This window comes from Geodermatophilus pulveris, from assembly GCF_900188375.1.
Taxonomy (GTDB): Bacteria; Actinomycetota; Actinomycetes; order Mycobacteriales; family Geodermatophilaceae; genus Geodermatophilus; species Geodermatophilus pulveris.
The window spans coordinates 1-16,854 of record NZ_FZOO01000006.1 but is presented as its reverse complement, the minus strand read 5'-3'; the positions used below and the strand labels follow the sequence as shown (position 1 = coordinate 16,854).

The 16,854-nt window shown below is 78.9% G+C and carries 16 protein-coding genes, 2 tRNA genes and 1 pseudogene; 6 read left to right on the top strand and 13 right to left on the bottom strand.

The window, feature by feature from the left end; translation table 11 throughout:
- The first annotated feature begins 2 nt into the window (after positions 1–2).
- Complete coding sequence (locus CHB98_RS13060; RefSeq protein WP_089306049.1) at positions 3–1,646, top strand: vWA domain-containing protein; 1,644 nt, start codon at positions 3–5, stop codon at positions 1,644–1,646.
- A gap of 11 nt (positions 1,647–1,657) precedes the next feature.
- On the opposite strand, the gene CHB98_RS13055 is transcribed toward CHB98_RS13060, so the two are convergent.
- The 9 genes from CHB98_RS13055 to CHB98_RS13015 all read right to left on the bottom strand — a co-directional run bounded on the left by CHB98_RS13055 (position 1,658) and on the right by CHB98_RS13015 (position 10,657).
- Positions 1,658–2,578 (bottom strand): glycosyltransferase family 9 protein, encoded by a 921-nt coding sequence (locus tag CHB98_RS13055; RefSeq protein ID WP_245821132.1) that lies wholly within the window; start codon positions 2,576–2,578, stop codon positions 1,658–1,660.
- 17 nt (positions 2,579–2,595) lie between these two features.
- Entirely contained in the window at positions 2,596–3,975 is a 1,380-nt protein-coding gene (gene rfaE2, locus CHB98_RS13050) for a D-glycero-beta-D-manno-heptose 1-phosphate adenylyltransferase (RefSeq protein ID WP_089306047.1), read from the bottom strand.
- A 5-nt stretch (positions 3,976–3,980) separates the two neighbouring features.
- Positions 3,981–4,628 carry a D-sedoheptulose-7-phosphate isomerase gene (locus tag CHB98_RS13045; protein ID WP_089306046.1) on the bottom strand — a complete coding sequence of 216 codons (648 nt, stop codon included), beginning with the start codon at positions 4,626–4,628 and terminating at the stop codon, positions 3,981–3,983.
- Positions 4,625–5,827 (bottom strand): glycosyltransferase, encoded by a 1,203-nt coding sequence (locus CHB98_RS13040; RefSeq protein WP_089306045.1) that lies wholly within the window; start codon positions 5,825–5,827, stop codon positions 4,625–4,627. Before CHB98_RS13040 ends, CHB98_RS13045 begins: the two co-directional genes overlap by 4 nt.
- On the bottom strand, positions 5,824–6,804 hold the full coding sequence (locus CHB98_RS13035; protein ID WP_089306044.1) for a glycosyltransferase: 981 nt from the start codon (positions 6,802–6,804) through the stop codon (positions 5,824–5,826). Before CHB98_RS13035 ends, CHB98_RS13040 begins: the two co-directional genes overlap by 4 nt.
- Positions 6,801–7,823: a glycosyltransferase family 9 protein gene (locus CHB98_RS13030; protein WP_245821131.1), complete on the bottom strand. Its 1,023-nt coding sequence runs from the start codon at positions 7,821–7,823 to the stop codon at positions 6,801–6,803. The genes CHB98_RS13035 and CHB98_RS13030 overlap by 4 nt, the downstream gene beginning before the upstream one ends.
- On the bottom strand, positions 7,820–9,319 hold the full coding sequence (locus tag CHB98_RS13025; RefSeq protein ID WP_089306043.1) for an HAD-IIIA family hydrolase: 1,500 nt from the start codon (positions 9,317–9,319) through the stop codon (positions 7,820–7,822). Before CHB98_RS13025 ends, CHB98_RS13030 begins: the two co-directional genes overlap by 4 nt.
- 89 nt (positions 9,320–9,408) lie before the next feature.
- The gene (locus tag CHB98_RS13020) at positions 9,409–9,924 is read right to left on the bottom strand and encodes a MarR family winged helix-turn-helix transcriptional regulator (protein WP_089306042.1); all 516 of its coding nucleotides are present in this window, start codon (positions 9,922–9,924) and stop codon (positions 9,409–9,411) included.
- 25 nt (positions 9,925–9,949) lie between these two features.
- The gene (locus CHB98_RS13015) at positions 9,950–10,657 is read right to left on the bottom strand and encodes a hypothetical protein (protein ID WP_089306041.1); all 708 of its coding nucleotides are present in this window, start codon (positions 10,655–10,657) and stop codon (positions 9,950–9,952) included.
- A 127-nt stretch (positions 10,658–10,784) separates the two neighbouring features.
- On the opposite strand from CHB98_RS13015, the gene CHB98_RS13010 reads away from it, so the two are divergent.
- Both CHB98_RS13010 and CHB98_RS13005 read left to right on the top strand, forming a co-directional pair.
- Positions 10,785–12,104: an alpha-hydroxy-acid oxidizing protein gene (locus tag CHB98_RS13010; RefSeq protein WP_089306040.1), complete on the top strand. Its 1,320-nt coding sequence runs from the start codon at positions 10,785–10,787 to the stop codon at positions 12,102–12,104.
- Positions 12,105–12,293: 189 nt separating this feature from the next.
- Complete coding sequence (locus tag CHB98_RS13005; RefSeq protein ID WP_245821130.1) at positions 12,294–12,728, top strand: PaaI family thioesterase; 435 nt, start codon at positions 12,294–12,296, stop codon at positions 12,726–12,728.
- A 6-nt stretch (positions 12,729–12,734) separates the two neighbouring features.
- Here the strand turns inward: CHB98_RS13005 and CHB98_RS13000 are convergent, their stop codons facing one another.
- The 4 genes from CHB98_RS13000 to CHB98_RS12985 all read right to left on the bottom strand — a co-directional run bounded on the left by CHB98_RS13000 (position 12,735) and on the right by CHB98_RS12985 (position 14,506).
- On the bottom strand, positions 12,735–12,950 hold the full coding sequence (locus CHB98_RS13000) for a P-loop NTPase family protein (protein ID WP_218822359.1): 216 nt from the start codon (positions 12,948–12,950) through the stop codon (positions 12,735–12,737).
- 73 nt (positions 12,951–13,023) lie between these two features.
- A tRNA-Arg gene (locus tag CHB98_RS12995) sits at positions 13,024–13,096 on the bottom strand.
- 21 nt (positions 13,097–13,117) lie between these two features.
- Positions 13,118–13,206, bottom strand: a tRNA-Ser gene (locus CHB98_RS12990).
- Between the two features lie 94 nt (positions 13,207–13,300).
- Complete coding sequence (locus CHB98_RS12985; protein ID WP_089306038.1) at positions 13,301–14,506, bottom strand: MFS transporter; 1,206 nt, start codon at positions 14,504–14,506, stop codon at positions 13,301–13,303.
- Positions 14,507–14,664: 158 nt separating this feature from the next.
- Between CHB98_RS12985 and CHB98_RS12980 the strand changes: the two genes are divergently transcribed.
- The 3 genes and pseudogenes from CHB98_RS12980 to CHB98_RS21665 form a co-directional block, all read left to right on the top strand.
- The gene (locus CHB98_RS12980) at positions 14,665–15,231 is read left to right on the top strand and encodes a CGNR zinc finger domain-containing protein (RefSeq protein WP_089306037.1); all 567 of its coding nucleotides are present in this window, start codon (positions 14,665–14,667) and stop codon (positions 15,229–15,231) included.
- Between the two features lie 9 nt (positions 15,232–15,240).
- Positions 15,241–15,801, top strand: a complete 561-nt coding sequence (locus CHB98_RS12975) for a phosphatase PAP2 family protein (protein ID WP_089306036.1) — start codon at positions 15,241–15,243, stop codon at positions 15,799–15,801.
- Positions 15,802–16,075: 274 nt separating this feature from the next.
- A pseudogene (locus tag CHB98_RS21665) lies at positions 16,076–16,854 on the top strand (hypothetical protein); the annotation flags it as partial.

Below are 16,854 nucleotides of genomic sequence, written 5' to 3'. Positions count from 1 at the left end.
CGATGGGCCGCCACGCCGCCACCTCCGCGGGCCGCCGGCCGGCGCAGCTGACGCCGCAGGTCCTCATCGCCCTCGCGGTGGCCGCGGTCGTCCTGCTCGCCGGCGGCCTCACCGTGTGGGCCGTCGACGCCGGGGGCGGCGAGTGCGAGAGCACCGCGGTCGTGCGGGTCGCCGTCGCCCCGGAGCTCGCCCCCGTCGCCGAGCGGGTGCTCGCCGACGCCGAGGGCCTGCGTCCCGCGGACTGCGCGGCCGCCGAGGTCACCGCCCAGCAGCCGGTGCAGACGGTGGGCGACCTCGGCGCGCTGGACGCCGCGTCCCTGCCGCACGTGTGGGTGCCGGACTCCTCGCTGTGGACCGCGCGCGCCGAGGGTGCCGACCTGCAGACCGTGGGGTCGGTCGCCTCCTCCCCCGTCGTGCTGGCCACCAGCGCGGCGGCGGTCGACGAGCTCGACTGGACCGACGGTGCGCCGGGGTGGGCCGAGGCCATGGCCAGCCCGCAGGGGAGCATCCTCCCCGACCCCGCTGCGAGCGCCGAGGCCGTCGCCGCGCTGGGCGCCGTGCGGACCGCGCTGGGCGGGGACGAGGACGCCGACAACGCCGTGGTGCAGGCGGTGCTCGCCGCCGAGCGCGGGCCGTCGCTCTCCCCGGCCGAGGCGCTGGCCGCGGGCAGCGCGGGCGACGCAGACGCGCCGCTGGTGCCGGTCAGCGAGCAGGAGGTGTGGGCGGCCAACGCCGGCTCCGAGGACCCGCAGCTGGTCGCCGTCTACCCCGCGGACGGGTCGCCGGTGCTGGACCACCCGCTGGTGCGGGTCGGCGCCGCCTCGGCCGTGGACGCCGCGGCGGTCGACGCCGTGGTGCGCGCGCTGACCTCCGACGCGGCTCGGTCCGCCGTCGTCGAGGCCGGCTTCCGCGACACCGGCGGCGCCGCGCCGGCCGGCGCCGAGGCGGCCGGGGTCGCCGAGCAGGCCCCCGAGACGCTGCAGCTGGACCCCGCCGAGGTGCAGGCGCTGCTCGCCCAGCTGGCGGAGCTGGCCGCGCCGTCCCGGATCCTCACCGTCTTCGACGTGTCGACGTCCATGGAGGCGCCGGCCGGCGACGGGACCCGCGCCACGCTCGCCCGCGACGCCGCACGCAGCACGCTCACCCTGGTGCCGGAGGAGTTCGCGCTGGGGCTGTGGTTCTTCGCCGCCGAGCTCGACGGCGAGCGGGACTGGACCGAGGTGGTGCCCACCCGGCAGCTCGCCGCGGAGGTCGAGGGCAGCGTCCAGCGCGACCTGCTCGACGAGCAGCTGGCCGCGATCCCCGAGCGGCTGCGCCCCGGCGGCACCGGCCTGTACGACACCACGCTGGACGCTGTCCGGGCGGCGCGCGCGGACTTCGACCCGACCTCGGTGAACAGCGTGCTCCTGGTCACCGACGGCGCCAACGAGGACGGCGACGGCATCGGGCTCGACGAGCTGCTGGACACGCTGCGCGACGAGGCCGACCCCGACCGGCCGGTCAAGGTCATCGGCGTCGCGCTCGGCCCGGACGCCGACCTGGCCGTGCTCGAGCAGGTCGCCGAGGTGACCGGCGGGGCGGCCTACTCCGCGGTCGACCCGGCCGACCTGCAGACCGTCCTGTTCGACGCGCTCCGCCAGCGCTGACATCGCGGCGGTCAGAGCAGCGAGTCCAGGGCCGCGGTCACCTCCGCGACGGTGACCCGGGCCAGCGCCGGGTCCAGCGCGGTGCCCCAGGGGTCGCCGGTGCCGTCCCCGTGCCAGAGGACGACGTGCAGTGCCCCCTGCTCCCCGGCCCTGAGCGGGGGACCCCACAGCGCCGGGGACACCGGCCCGAACAGCACCACCGAGGGGCGGCGGTAGGCGGTCGCCAGGTGGGCCACGCCGGTGTCGCCGCTCACCACGACGCGGGCACCGGCGACCACGGCGGCCAGCTCGAGCGTCGTCGTCCGCCCGGCCAGGACGCAGCCCTCCCCCAGCCCGGCGGCCTCGGCGACCGCGCGGGCCAGCGGCACCTCGGCCGGGCCCCCGGTGACCCGCACGTCCAGGCCGCGGTCGGCGAGGTGCCGGGCGACGGCGGCGAACCGGTCGGCCGGCCACCGCCGCGAGGGGAACGCCGCGCCCGGGTGGACCAGGGCCACCCCGGCGGGCGCGGGCGGGGCCACGCCGGGGACGGCGAGGTCGAGGGCGTCCGGGTCGGCGTCGACCCCCAGGCCCTCGGCGACCAGCCGGCACCAGCGGTGCACCTCGTGCTCGTCGGGGTACCAAACCGGGCCCGGCCAGCCGGGGCTGGCGAAGGTGAGCAGCCGTCCCGGGTGCAGGCCGGCGACGACGACGTGCGAGGCCGGCCCCTTGCCGTGCAGGTCGACGGCGAGCTCCGGGGGCGGGCCGGGCCAGTCCAGCGGCTCGAGCTCGCGGGCGGGCAGCACCTCGTCGACGGCGTCGACCAGCGCGGCCAGCGGCGCCAGCGCCGCCGTCGTGGCCAGCACCAGCCGGTGGCCGGGCACCGCGGCCCGCACCGCCCGGATCGCCGGGACGCCGGTCAGCAGGTCCCCGAGTCCCAGCGGCCGCAGCACCACCGCGACACGGCGGCCCGTCACACCTGCGAGCGCTCGACCAGGGCGGTCGTGGAGTGCCCGTCGAGGTAGGGCAGCACGACGGCCTGGCCGCCCCAGCGACGCAGCACCGCGGCCTCGGGCAGGTCCGCGCCGGCGTAGTCGCCGCCCTTGGCCCACACGTCCGGGCGCAGCCGGCCGATCACCTCGGCCGGCGTGTCCTCGTCGAAGACGACGACCGCGTCGACGAACTGCAGCGCCTCCAGCACCCGCGCCCGGTCGGCCGCGGTCACCAGCGGCCGGGTCGGGCCCTTGAGCCGCCGCACCGAGGCGTCGGAGTTGATGCACACCACCAGGCAGTCGCCCAGCCCGCGGGCGGCCCGCAGCGTGGCGACGTGGCCCGGGTGCAGCAGGTCGAAGCAGCCGCCGGTGGCCACGACGGTGCCGCCGGCCGCGCGGACGCGGGCGATCACGCCGTCCGCCCCGGGCTCGGCGCCGGCGCCCGGCCCGGCCGGGGGCTCCGCGTCCCACGCCGACGCCCCGCCGCGGGCCACGAAGGCGCCGGCGGACGCAACCGCGGCCGCCACCGCCTCGCCGGTCACCGCGCCGTCGGCCAGCGCGACCGTGGCCGCGGCGGCGAAGGAGTCACCGGCCCCGCACGGGTCACCGCCGGTCACCGGGACCGCGGGCACCACCATCGGCGCGCCCTCGCCGTAGGACAGCAGCGCGCCGCGGGCGCCGAGGGTCACCGCCACCGCGCCGACGCCCCAGTGCCGGATCAGCGCCTCGGCGCGGGCGCCCACGGCGGCCAGCCCGTCCCCCTCGGCGGCCACCCCGGCGGCGGCGGCCACGCGGGCCGCCTCGGCACCGTTGGGGGTCACCAGCCGGACGGTGGGCACCGGGTCCGCGCCGCGGGGGTGCGGGTCCCAGACCACCGGCCCGCCGGCCGCGGCCAGCGCCGCGCGGACGGCGGGGTCGGCCGTCGTCCCCCGGCCGTAGTCGGCGACCAGCACCGCGGCGGCCGAGCCGATGACCGCGGCCGCCTCGGCCGGCAGCGCGCCCAGCGAGGCCACCGGGGCGCCGCTGTCGATGCGGGCCACCGAGTGGTCGCCCACGCGGACCCGCCGCTTGACCGCCGTCCCGCCGGTCGCCGGGATCTCGACCAGCCGCACCCGGCCGGCCAGCAGCGCGCGCAGCCGGTCGGCGTCCGCGTCGTCGGCCATCGGGGTGACCAGCACGACCTCGCGCCGGGTGGCGCGGGCGGCGACCACCGCGGCCAGGGCCGCGCCGCCGGGGCGCTCGCGGGTCTCGACGTCCTCGACCACCGGCACCGGCGCGTCGGGCGTCAGCCGGGACGCCGTCCCGACCAGGTCGACGTCGAGCAGCGCGTCGCCGACCACGACGATCGCTCGCCCGCCCACCCCACTCACCGGGCCACCCCGAGCCGGCTCTCCGGCACGCGGGCCGGCTCGGCGAGCACCGCGGCGTCGAAGGCCGCGCAGAGCAGGTGCAGCGCGACCAGGTGGCACTCCTGCACCGTCGCCGTCCACGGCGAGTCGATGCACACCGCGTCGTCGGCAGCGGCGGCCAGCGGGTTGGGCGCCGGGCCGGTCATCGCCAGCACGGTGATGCCGCACTCGCGAGCCCGCCGCGCGGCGGCGACGGCGTTGGGGCTGCGGCCGGAGGTGGAGAGCAGCACCAGCACGTCCCCGGCCCGCCCGTGCGCCTCCACCTGGCGGGCGAACAGCTCGTCGGCCGGGTAGTCGTTGGCGATCGCGGTCAGCGAGGAGGTCTCGGCGGTCAGGCAGATCGCGGAGAACGGCGGCCGGTCGGCCCGGTAGCGGCCGACCAGCTCGGCGGTCAGGTGCTGCGCCTGCGCGGCGCTGCCCCCGTTGCCGGCCGCGAGCAGCCGCCCGCGGTGGGCCCCGCAGAGCACGTCGGCGACCTGCCGGCCCCACCCGTCGAGGGTGTCGAGCTGGCCGTCCAGCGACCGCAGCGCAGCGGTCAGCGAGGCGACGTGGTCGGCGCCGGTCAGGTGGCTGCAGGTGTCGGGCGACACGGACTCGAGACTCATCGGGCGACCTCCACGGGCGTGCGGCTGGCGATGACCTGCCGGTAGACGGACTCGGTGTCGGCGACCACGCGGGCCCACCGGTAGCGGGCGCGGGCGCGCCGGACGCCGGCCGCGCCGTACGCGGCGCGGCGGGCGTCGTCGGCGAGCAGCGCGCCCAGGACCTCGCCCAGCCGGGCGGGGTCGCGGGGCGGGACGAGGTCGCCGGTGACGCCGTCGGCGACGGAGTCCTGCAGCCCGCCGACCGCGGTGGCCACCACCGGGCGGCCGCAGGCCATGGCCTCCAGCGGGGTGATCCCGAACGGCTCGTACCAGGGCACGGCGAGCACCACGTCGGCCGAGCGGATCCAGGCCGGGACGTCCTCCCGGGCCACCGCGCCGGTGAACACCAGCCGGTCGCCGACGCCGAGGGAGGCGGCGACCGCGCGCAGCCGGCGCACCTCCGGGTCGTCGTCCAGCCGCCCGGCCGGCGGGCCGCCGACGACGACCAGCTCCGCGCCGGGGACGGCGGCCAGCGCGCGCACGGCGTCCTCCTGGCCCTTGCGCTCGACCAGCCGGCCGAGGACCAGCAGCCGCTGCCGCTCGCCGCGCGGGGCCACCGGGCCGCGCGGGCTGAACACGCCGGTGTCCACGCCGCAGGGCACGATCGAGGCCCGGTCGCGGGCCAGGCCCAGCCGGCGCAGCTCGAAGACCTCGTCGGAGCAGGTGGCCACCACGTGCGCGACCGTGCGGCACAGCGAGCGCTCCAGCTGCACGCGGTTCGGCGGCGAGGTGTCGGCGGCGCCCTGGTGGCGGCGCTTGACCGAGCCCAGCGCGTGGAAGGTCTGCAGGACCGGGACCGGCCCCGCGGCGGCGACCGCGGCCAGCCCGCTCATCCAGAAGTGCGCGTGCACCAGGTCCGGGGACCGCCGCGCCCATTCCCGGCGCAGCACCGCGGCGAACTCGGGCATGTGCCGCAGCAGGTCGTCCTTGGGGAGCACCCGCGCGGGCCCGGCGGGGACGTGCACGACGTCGTAGCCGTCGGCGGTGGTCACCCGGTCCGGGGCGTCCGGGTCCTCCCGGCGGGTGTGCACGGTCACCGCGTGCCCGCGGCGGGCCAGGCCCGCCGCCAGGGCGGCGACGTGCACGTTCTGCCCGCCGGCGTCCACCCCGCCGATGGCGGCGAGCGGGCTGGCGTGCTCCGACACCAGGTCGACGATCACCGGGTCACCTCCTCGAGCAGCACGTCCCAGTCAGCGAGGAAGCGGGCCAGCCCGTAGCGCTCCAGCGCGGCGGCGCGGGCCGCCTTGCCGGCCAGCCGGGCGGCGTCCTCGTCGTGCAGCCAGGTGCGGACGGCGTCCCACAGCCGCTCCGGGCGGGTGGACAGCACCCCCGCCCCGGGCGGGACGGCCTCGACCGCCTCGGTGGTGGCCAGGGCGGCCACCGGCATGCCCAGGTGCATCGCCTCGAGCAGCGACAGCCCCAGGGAGGTCCACCGGACCGGGTGCACGTACGCGCGGCGGCGGGCCAGCTCGGCGTGCATGGCCGCCTGCGGCGGGTCGTCGTGCAGCGCGACCCGGGCGGGGTCCAGGCCGTAGCGCTCGTGCAGCCCGGCCAGCCCCATGCCGAAGACGTCGACCGGCGCGACCCGGGCCAGGCCGGGCAGCAGGTCGGCGCCCACGGTGCGGCCCCGGCGGACCGGCTCGTTGGTGACGACGGCGGCGCGGGCGAGCTCGCCGGTCCAGCGCTCGCCGGGGTCGACGATGCCGTGCTCGACCACCGTCGTGGGGGCGCGGCCGTTGTCGTAGAAGAGCCGGTTGAAGTGGGTGACGTGCGCGATCGGGATGTCGCCGCGGTCGGCCAGCGGGTGGCGGGTGTGCGGGACCGGCCCGTCGTCCGGTTCCAGCCCGGGGGCGTTGTGCTCGAGGAAGACCGCGGGCAGGTCCCGGCCGGGCTCGCGGCCCAGCCACTGCCGTACCAGCTCCAGGTCGCGCACCCGCTGCAGGACGACCACGTCGACGTCGGTGCCGCGCAGCTCCTCCGGGGTCACCTCGCGGGCCGACGCCGGCCAGTCCCAGGTGCGCGCGCGGCCCAGCCCGTCGGGGCCCCGATCGGGGGTCACCGGCAGCAGGTACTCGTGCCGGCCCTGGACGAACGCCGTCGTCCACGAGCCGTGCACGTGCCAGAGCAGGACCCTCACGCGCTGCCCACCTTCTCCACCGCGGCGACGACGTCGGCCGCGGTCACCGATGCCAGGCACGGGTGGCCGGGCACCGGGCACTCGCGGGCCCGGGTCAGCCGGCAGGGCGCGTCCTGGTCGCCCAGCAGCACGGTCGGCACGCCGTACGGGGCCCACCGCGCCGCCGGGACGACCGGGGAGAACAGCGAGACGACCGGCGTCCCGACGGCGGCGGCCAGGTGCGCCGGGCCGGTGTTGCCGACGACGACCGCGGCGGCGCCGCCGAGCAGCGCGGCGAGCCCGGCCAGGTCCAGCGCGCCGCCGAGGTCGGTCCCGCGGGTGCCCGCGACGGCGGCGGTGAGCGCCCGCTCCCCGGGCCCGCCGGTGACCAGCACCCGGTGGCCGGCGTCGGCCAGCGCCTCGACCGCCTCCGCGCAGCGGTGCGCCGGCCAGGCCCGGGCCGGCACCGAGGCGCCGGGGTGCAGCACGATGTATCCGGGCGGCAGATCAGGGCCCCCGGGTTCGTGCGCGACCGGCGGCAGCGGCCGGCGGACGGCGAGGCGGCCGTCGTCGCCCGGCGGCAGGTCGAAGCCGGCGGCGCGGGCCAACGACAGTGCCCGCTCCGGCTCGGGCAGGTCGTCGTCGACGCGGTGCCGGACGTCGAGCAGCGCGCCGGGGTAGTCGACGCTGATCGCCGAGACCCGCGGCACCCCGGCGGTGCGCAGCAGCAGCGCCAGCGGCAGCGGCGACTGGTGGAAGGAGGTGGAGAGCACCGCCTGGGCCGGCGCGAGCGCGCGGACCCGGTCGGTCAGCGCGGCGAGGTCACCGGCGTCCACGGGCGGCGGGTCGCCGAGGATCCACGGGCAGGCCCACGTCCACACCTCGTCGACCCCGGGCAGCAGGCCGGCCGCCTCCGCCCCGGCGGGGCCGGCGAGGAAGACGACCCGGTCGGCCCCGTGCGCGACCGCGCGCACGAGCGGCCCCTGGACCAGCACGTCGCCGACGGAGTCCAGCCGCGCGACGAGCACGGTGCCGCTCACCAGTCCCCCGCCAGGACCTGCCCGACGGCCTCGGTGAGGGTGGCCGCCCGGCGGGGGGCGGCCTCGACCTCGGCCCGCCGGGTGACCGGGGTGGGCACCAGGACGCCGACGGCCCCGGCCGCGGCGGCGGCCTCGACGTCCGCGCCGATGTCGCCGATGACCACGGTGCGCGCGGGGTCGACGTCCAGCTCGGCGCAGGCGGCCTTGACCATCCCGGGTGCGGGCTTGCGGCAGGAGCAGCCGTCGTCCGGGCCGTGCGGGCAGACCTGCACCGTCTCGAACGGGCCGAGCAGCTCCTCGAGCCGAGCCGTGCAGGCGTCCACCTGCGCGCGGGTGATCAGCCCCCGGGCGACGCCGGACTGGTTGCTCACCACGCCCACCCGCACGCCGCGGGCGCGCAGCGCGTCGACGGCCTCCCGCGCGCCGGGCACCGGCTTCACGAACGCCGGGTCCCCGTTGTACGGGAAGTCGCGGACCAGGGTGCCGTCGCGGTCGAACAGCACCAGGTCGGGCAGGCCGCGCCAGGGGCGCACGCCGACGTGCCGGACGACCCCGCGCAGCCAGTGCCAGGTGGCCAGCTGCGGGATGAGCGCGCTGGTGGCCAGCATGGTGGTGACCTCGGCGCGGTCGCGCGGGCCCGGGGCGGTACGGGCCCAGGCGAACTCGCCCGTCCCGGCGGCCCAGGCGAGGGCGGCCAGGGCGGCGGCGCGCGGCCGGCGGGCCACGGCGAGGCCGGCGGCGGCCAGCCCGGCCGCGGTGACGGCCAGGTGCTGCGGGCGGCGGCCCAGCGGGGCGTCGGCGCGCTCCCGCCAGTCCGGGCCGTGCAGCCGGCGCATGAGGACGTCGTCGGCGTTGCCCGCCTGCACGCGCAGGCTCACCCAGCGGTCGACCGGGCGGACCGGGTGGGTGATGCACCGCTGCCCGCGCACCAGCCGGGCGCCGGTGTCCATGACCCGCAGCGCCAGGTCGGAGTCCTCCCGGAAGGCGCGCGGGAAGCGCTCGTCGAAGCCGCCCACCGCGGCCAGGGCGGCGCGCCGGTAGGCGAGGTCGGCGGTGATCCAGGAGCTGGTGGCCAGCCCGGCGGTGCCCCGCTCCCAGTCGGTGGGGCGGCGGTCGGCCGGCAGGGGCACCCGCACCCGGCCCTGGCTGCCGGCGACGTCCGCGGGCAGCCCGGCGAGGTCCTCGGCCAGCCGCTGGTACCAGTCGGGGTCGGGGACGACGTCGTCGTCGAGGAAGGCCACCCAGGCGGTGCGCACGCTGCGCCAGCCGAGGTTGCGGGCGCGGGCCGGGCCGCCGCCGCCGGTGCGCAGCACGCGCACGGGGGGCAGGCCGGGACGCTCCGGCCGCAGCGGCTCGCCGGCGGGCCGGTCGTCGACGAGCACCAACTCCGCCGGGCGCGGGCCGGGGGCCTGGGCGAGGGCGTCGAGCAGCACGTCGAGCGACGGCCGGCCGACCGTCGGCACGACCACCGAGCACTGCGCGATCCCCACCTGCATGATCGCGTCCTGCCCGCCCTGGGTGGAGTGGAAACACTACGGGCTTGAAGTGTCCCGGACGGTGTGAACCCGGCTGCTGAGCGCCTGCGTCAGCGTCGGGTGCGGGCGGCCGCGGAGACGCGGGCGAGGGCGTCCGTGACGACCGCCGCATCGTCCCCCAGCAGGGCGAGCAGGTGGGCCACCAGACCGTCGTGGGTGGGCCGGGCCTCCTCCACCTTGGCCCGGCCGGCGGGGGTCAGCCGGGCGTGCAGCAGCCGCCGGTCGCCGGCGGAGCGCTCCCGGACGACGTGGCCAGCGGCCACCAGGCGGGTCACCGTGCTGGTGACGCCGGCGCGGGAGATGCCGAGCGCCTCCGCCACCTCGCCCATGGTGGCCCGCTCGCCGGGCGCCTCGGCGATCCGCCGCAGCGCCTCGTAGCCGGTGAGCGAGAGGTCGTGCCGCCGGTGCAGCGCGGAGTCGACGCGGCGGGTGATCCGGTCGTGCACCTGCACGATGCGCAGCCAGGTCTCGGCCGCGGTCGGGACCACGCCGGGGACGTCGGCCACGTCCCCGGGGACGGGCTCGGCGGGCAGGTCGAGCGCCGGGACGTCGTCGGGGCGGGCCACCGGACCATCGTCGCCGACGGCGCGCTCAGGCGCTCCCGAAGGGCGGCGTCGACCGCGGGCGGCCGCCCGGCCGCCGGCCGCCGGAGACGACCGCGACCCCGGCACCGGCCGCGAGCACGGCGCCGCCGGCGGCCAGCAGGGGCCAGCGGCTGCCGCCGTCCTCCCCGGCGGGCCCCTGCTGGGCGGCGACGGTGACGGCGGCGGGCGACCCCGCGGCGGCGCCCTCCCGCGGCGGGCCCGCGGGCACCACCGGGCCGGCGAGGGCCGCGCACTCCCCGGACGACGGGCGGGTGAAGTCGAAGCCGGCCAGCCCGTCGACGTACGCCGGGCCCGAGCCGTCCAGCGGGGTGTACTCCAGGTACGGGTCGACGGTCTCCCCCCAGTCCACCGGCCCGGTGCGCAGCACGACGACGGTCCCCGGGGCGACCTCCGCGGCGTCCTCCCCGGCGGGACGGCGGGCGGTGGCCAGCGTGACCGCGTAGCCGACGGTGCCGGCGGTGACCTCGACGACCACCCCGCCGGGCCGGCAACTGGGGCCGTGGGTGACGCGGGTGTCGGGGAGGGCCGCGTGGTCGACGGCGGCCGCCGGGCCGGCCAGGGTGACGCCCGCGCAGAGCAGCCCGGCGGACAGGAGTCCGAGCACCACCACGGGTGCCGGCCGAGTGGCCACCTGCACGTGCACGTCCCCCTGCTCCACGCGCCGGCGCACCGACGGCGCCCCGGTGCCGACCATGATGCAGGCGGCCTGGCCCGTCGTGGGCCGTCCCGCGCCGCTGGTGCGTGTCGTCCCGGCGTGTCGGTGGAAACTGCCACCGGCACCGCACGACGGGCTGTGACGCAGCCCTCACTACGGTGGCGCCGTGGACTCAGCAGCGGGCACCGGCCGCCGCCGGCAGGACGAGGTCTACCGCGCGGGGGTGTACGGGCGCCGGCCACTCGTGCCCACCGCCGCCCGGGCGCTGCAGCGCCGCGCACGGCAGCGGCTGGGCGCCCGCGCGTACGCCTACGTGGCGGGCGGGGCCGGCGAGGAGGCCACCCAGCGGGCCAACCGCGCGGCGTTCGACCGCTACGCCGTCGTCCCCCGGGTGCTGCGCGACGTGAGCACCCGGGACACCTCGGTGCAGCTGTTCGGGCGGTGGCTGCCCGCCCCGCTGCTGCTCGGCCCGGTCGGGGCGCTGGAGCTGGTGCACCCGGCGGCCGACCTCGCGGTGGCCCGCGCGGCGGCGTCCCTGGGCGTGCCCATGGTGTTCTCCAACCAGGCGTCGGTGCCGATGGAGGAGTGCGCCGCGGCCATGGACCAGGCCCCCCACCCCGCCCCGCGCTGGTCCCAGCTGTACTGGTCGACGTCGGACGAGCTGGTGGAGAGCCTGGTCGGGCGGGCGGAGGCCAGCGGCTGCGACGCGCTGGTGGTCACCCTCGACACCACGATGCTCGGCTGGCGCCCGCGCGACCTGGACCTCGGCCACCTGCCCTTCGCGCTGGGCAAGGGCATCGCGCAGTACACCTCCGACCCGGTGTTCCGGCGGCTGGTCGAGGAGCGCGCGGCGGCGCCCGCGCCCACCGAGCCGGGCGCCGCGGCACGGCGGGACCGGCAGCCGCGGCCGACGCTGTCCGCCGTCCGCGCGCTGGTCGGCATGGCGCGGGCCTGGCCCGGGCCGCTGCTGGACAACCTGCGCTCGCCGCTGCCGCGAGCGGCCGTGGAGACCTTCCTGTCCATCTACTCCCGGCCCTCGATCACCTGGGCCGACCTGGCCTGGCTGCGGGCCCGGACCCGGCTGCCGATCGTGCTCAAGGGGGTGCTGCACCCCGACGACGCCCGGCGGGCGGTGGACGAGGGCGTGGACGGTGTGGTGGTCAGCACGCACGGCGGCCGGCAGGTGGACCGCTCGATCGCCGCGCTCGACGCGCTGCCCGACGTGGTCGCCGCGGTCGCCGGCCGCGCGCCGGTGCTGCTGGACAGCGGCGTGCGCAGCGGCGCCGACGTGCTGACCGCGGTGGCCCTCGGCGCGCGGGCGGTGCTGCTCGGCCGGCCGTTCGCGTGGGGCCTGGCCCTCGGCGGCGAGGAGGGGGTGCGCCAGGTGGTGTCCGACGTGCTGGGCGAGTTCGACCTGACCCTCGGGCTCACCGGCCACACCGCGGTCGACCGGCTGACGCCGGACGTGCTGCGCCGGGTCGGCTGAGACGACACGCCCGGCGCGTCTTGACCCGTGGGAGTGACCGGGGTCACAGTGGACGCGGGCGGGGGCAGCCGGCAACGAGTGGCCTCCCACTGCTGGGAGGACCGACCAACGCGGCCAGACCGTCAGGACCGGCCCCCCGCCCCCAGCCCACCCGGGCGCGCTCACCCGCCACGCTGCGACAGTGGCCCGGTGACCGATGTCCCGCCCGTGGCGGACGCCGCCCTCGCCGCGCGCCTGCAGGGCGTCCTCGACGTCCCGCTGCACCGCTGGCTGGGGCTGCGGCTCGCCGACCCGGCCGACTCGCGGGCGGGGGTCGTCCTGCCCGTGGGGCCGCCGGCGCTCAACAACGTCGGCGTCCTGCACGGGGGCATCGTCGCCGCGGTGCTCGACGTGGCCGCCTACGTCCGGCTGCTGCCCGAGCTGGCCCCGGACGAGGACGCGGTGACGCACGACGCGACGTGTTCGCTGGTCCGGGGCGTGCCCGAGGGCGCGGAGGTCCTGCTGCAGGCCGAGCTGGTGCGCCGCGGCCGCACGCTGGCCTTCCTGCGGTCCGACGCCACCGTGGACGGCGCGGTCGTGGCCGTCGGCACGGTGACGAAGTCGCTGCTGCGCCCCCGCCGCTGAGCGGCCTCACCCGGCGAGGTGGCCCCACTCGTCGACCAGCTCCGACCACGCCAGCGCCGACCGCTCGGAGCTCGCCCCGACCACGGTGACCCCGCGGCGGCGCGGCGCCTCCCACAGCTCGGTCCCGGTGCGGGCGTCGAGCGCGGAGGACACGTCGTCGGCGACCAGCAGCTCGGCGTCCGTGGCCAGCGCCCGGGCCAGCGCCAGTCGCTGCACCTGCATGTCCGGCGGCGGACACACCGCGGCCCCGCCCTCGGTGAGGAGGACGGGGCCGCGGAGCTGTCTCAACCAGACGTGCACCCGAAGGGATTCGAACCCCTAACCTTCTGATCCGTAGTCAGATGCTCTATCCGTTGAGCTACGGGTGCGTGCTGTTCAGTTGTCCTGCGCGGAGGCTCCGGGATTTGAACCCGGGATGGGGATTAACCCAAACCGCATTAGCAGTGCGGCGCCATAGACCGGACTAGGCGAAGCCTCCCGGGGTCCGGGTCCCCCCGGAACCACCGAGAGGGAAGACTACCAGCGCGGGGGCGGCCGCCCGCCGGGGGGCGGCCGGCCCCCGGCCGGGCTGCTCAGGCGCCGACCGGCTCGCGCACCCGCTCGCGGGCGGGCTGCCGGCCGGGCACCAGGGTCACCAGCACCGCGACCGCGGCGCCCGCGACGGCGAGCAGCAGGCTGCCGGTGACCCCGGCCGGGCCCTCGATCAGCGCGCCGCCGAGCGCCGCCCCGACCGCGGACGCGCCGGTCGCCATCGTGGACAGCCAGGTGAACGCCTCCGTGGTGGCGTGGGCCGGGGCGATGGCGCCGACCAGCGAGTTCTGCACGGTCAGCGTCGGCGCGATCGCCGTCCCCCCGAGGAAGAGCAGCGCGCCGAGCACCCACGGGCTGGACGCCGCGGTGAGCGGGGCCAGGCCGATGGTCACGCCGAGCAGCAGCCAGCGGTACTGGCGCGGCAGCGAGACGCTGACCACCCGGGCGCCGAACCACAGTCCGCCGGCGACCGAGCCCAGCGACCACAGGGCGAGCAGGACGCCGGACATCCCCGGCGAGCCGGCGGCGTCGGCGAACGCGGGGATGGCCACCTCCAGCGCGCCGAAGCCGAGCATCAGCGCGCCACCGCTGAGCAGCACCCGCGGCAGCCCGGGGGTGAGCACCGTGGCGAACGGGGAGGTCCGCTGCCCGGCCGGCACCGGCACCCACCGGCGCATCGCCGCCGACGTCGCGACGCCGAGGGCACCGGCCACGGCCAGCGCCCCGGCGACGCCGACGGCCCACGCGGGGCCGGCGAGCACCGTGAGCGCGGCGACCAGGGTCGGGCCGGCCACGAACACCAGCTCGGTGGCGGTGGCGTCCAAGGCGAACGCGGTGCCGCGCACCGCCGGGTCGACCCGGGACCACAGCGCGCGGACCACGCCGGACACCAGCGGCGTCCCGGCGCCCGCGGCGGCCGACGCGGCGACGATCACCGCCGTCGGCGCACCCCCGAGGACGGCGGCCACCAGCAGCCCGAGCAGCAGCGGGTACGCGCCGGCCTGGGCGAGCAGCACCGGGCGCGGGCTGCGGCGGTCGGCCAGCCGGCCGAGGACCGGCGCCATCCCCGCCATCGCCAACCCGTAGGTGGCAGCGGCGAGGCCGGCGACGGCATAGGAACCGGTCCGCTGCTGCACCATGAGCAGCAGCGCCAGCGGGACCATGGCCGACGGGAGACGGCCGGCGAAACCGGCGACCAGCAGCACCGGGGCGGACGGCAGGCGCCAGACGGACAGGTAGGAACGCACGACGAACTCACTCAGAACGAGGGGTGGACGGGAAGAGTAGGCGGCCAAGCGCCGTTGACCCCCTACACGGTACGGAGCCGTACGTAGGTGGTCAAGTCGCCGTAGCCCCCTACGGCGTGTCGGCGCGCACCAGCGGCAGGGACGGGCGGGAGACGGGCATGGACTACGACACCTACGGGTCCACGGCGGTCGAGCTGGCCATCGACCTGGCCAACGCCGACCGGGAGGCCGGCCCGGAGTGGGCCACGGCGTTCCTGCGCGCGCACGCCGAGTGGCTGGAGCCGGGCACGGCCACCGAGCTGTCCGCGGACGAGGCCTGGCGGGCCGCCGCCACCGCGGACCTGGTCCGGGCGGTCGCCCTCGCCACCGCCCAGCCGGAGGTGCTCGAGCGGCTCAACGCGCTGCTCGCCCTGGCCCACCCGCAGCCCTACGCCACCGACCACGACGGCGAGCTGCACCTGCACTACGCCCGCCGCGAGGCCCCGGCGCTGGAGCAGCTGACGACGACGGTGGCGATGGGCCTGGCGCAGGTCGTCGCCCAGCACGGGTGGCAGCGGCTGGGCGTCTGCTCGGCCGAGGGCTGCGACGACGTCTACGTGGACACCTCGCGCAACGCCAGCCGCCGCTACTGCTCCAACACCTGCGCCAGCCGGTCCACCGTCGCCGCCTACCGGGCCCGCCGGAGGGAAGAGGACCCCGCGGCCGCGCCGGGTCACCCTCGGTAGCGTCGGGACATGCGGGGCGCACGGCACTGGGACGCGCGCCTGCACTCCCTCGTCGGCGGGGTGCCCGCCACCGCGGCCGACCCGTGGCTGCGCCGGCTCACCACCGCCGCCGACCACGGCCGGCTCTGGGTGGCCGCCGCCGCGCTGCTGGCCCTGCGCGGGGGCCGGTTGCGCCGCGGCGCCGTCCGGGGACTGTGCGCGATGGCGCTGTCCAGCGGGCTGGTCAACGCCGCGCTCAAGCCGGTGTTCGGCCGCCGGCGTCCCGACCTGGGTGCCCACCCGGTGCACCGCCTGCTGCACCGGGCGCCGGACACGCACTCCTTCCCCAGCGGGCACTCGTCCTCGGCCGGGGCCTTCGTGGCCGGTCTCGCGCTGGAGTGCCCCGCCGCTGGCGCGGCGCTCGCGCCACTGGCGGTGGCCGTCGGCTACTCCCGCGTGCACGTGGGCGTGCACTACCCCGGGGACGTCGTCGCCGGACTCGCCGTGGGCGCGGCGGTCGCCCTGGCCGGGTGGCGCCGCTGGCCGGCGCCGCTGGCCGGGGTGCCATCGCCACCGGCGGCGAGGCGCTGAGCCACGCCGCAGTTCCGCACGTTCTGGATCCGGTCGCTCACGAGCCGTCCGCCCGCGCGGTGTGCCGCGGCCGCCGGACCCCTCCCGGTTGCCCGGCCGCGCCGCTCGCCCGATGGTCCTGGTCAGACCGGCCGGTCCGCCCCGCGGACCGGCCACCACGCGTCCCGAGCGGGAGGGGGTGGGTCCGGTGGGTGGGCTGCGCGCACGGGCGCGTGGCCCTGCGCTGCCCCCGACGGCCGGGCTCCCGTCCCGCACCCGACGGCCGGTCCTGGCGGTGCTGCTCGCCGCCGCGGCCTGGGTGCTGCTGGCGCTGCTCGCCGACCGGGCCCGCGCCGCGGACGCCCCGCCCGATCCCGAGCCCGCCGTGGACACCGCGGAGGGCCTCCCCGCCCCGGTGGTCGCGGACGCCGCACCCCACCCGGACCCGCCGCCCGCCGACGCGCCGGCCGCCGCGGACACCACCGGGCCCGACCCCGGCGGGCCACCGGCGGCCGGTGGGGGCGACGAGCCGGACGGGACCACGCCCCCGGCACCCGAGCCCGCCCAGGAGGGGACCGGCACCCGGCCGTCCCCGGACGACACGGACGTGCCGGCCCCCACGGGCGATCGTGACCCCTCCGCCCGCGACGACCCGCCGGCCGCCGACGCACCGCCGGGCCCCAGCGACCCGCCGCCGGTGACCGGCGACGCTCCTGGCACCGACCCCGCACCGGTCAAGAGCACGCCGCCGGCCGATGACACCCCGCCGGCAGACGCCCCCGCGCGGCCCGCCAACCCCCGGTCGTCGCCCACCGACGCGCCCCCGGCCGGGGACGCCGGGACCCCGGTCCCCGGCGCGGACGACGCCCCGGACCCGGACGTCCCGCCGGCGCCGGCCCCCGCACCGCCGGACACCACCGCCCCGGACACCACCGCCCCGGACACCACCGCCCCGGACGCCCCCGCGACGGACGCCCCCGCCCCGGACACCACCGCCCCGGACACCACCGCCCCGGACACCCCCGCCCCGGACACCCCCGCGACGGACACCCCCGCCCCGGACACCCCCGCGCC

Bases quoted from the DNA above. Each gene is read 5' to 3' on its own strand.
- CHB98_RS13060 (WP_089306049.1), top strand. From the start codon at position 3: ATGGGCCGCCACGCCGCCACCTCCGCGGGCCGCCGGCCGGCGCAGCTG.
- CHB98_RS13045 (WP_089306046.1), bottom strand. From the start codon at position 4,628: ATGAGTCTCGAGTCCGTGTCGCCCGACACCTGCAGCCACCTGACCGGC.
- CHB98_RS13025 (WP_089306043.1), bottom strand. From the start codon at position 9,319: ATGCAGGTGGGGATCGCGCAGTGCTCGGTGGTCGTGCCGACGGTCGGC.
- CHB98_RS13015 (WP_089306041.1), bottom strand. From the start codon at position 10,657: ATGGTCGGCACCGGGGCGCCGTCGGTGCGCCGGCGCGTGGAGCAGGGG.
- CHB98_RS13000 (WP_218822359.1), bottom strand. From the start codon at position 12,950: ATGCAGGTGCAGCGACTGGCGCTGGCCCGGGCGCTGGCCACGGACGCC.
- CHB98_RS12980 (WP_089306037.1), top strand. From the start codon at position 14,665: ATGGACTACGACACCTACGGGTCCACGGCGGTCGAGCTGGCCATCGAC.
- CHB98_RS12975 (WP_089306036.1), top strand. From the start codon at position 15,241: ATGCGGGGCGCACGGCACTGGGACGCGCGCCTGCACTCCCTCGTCGGC.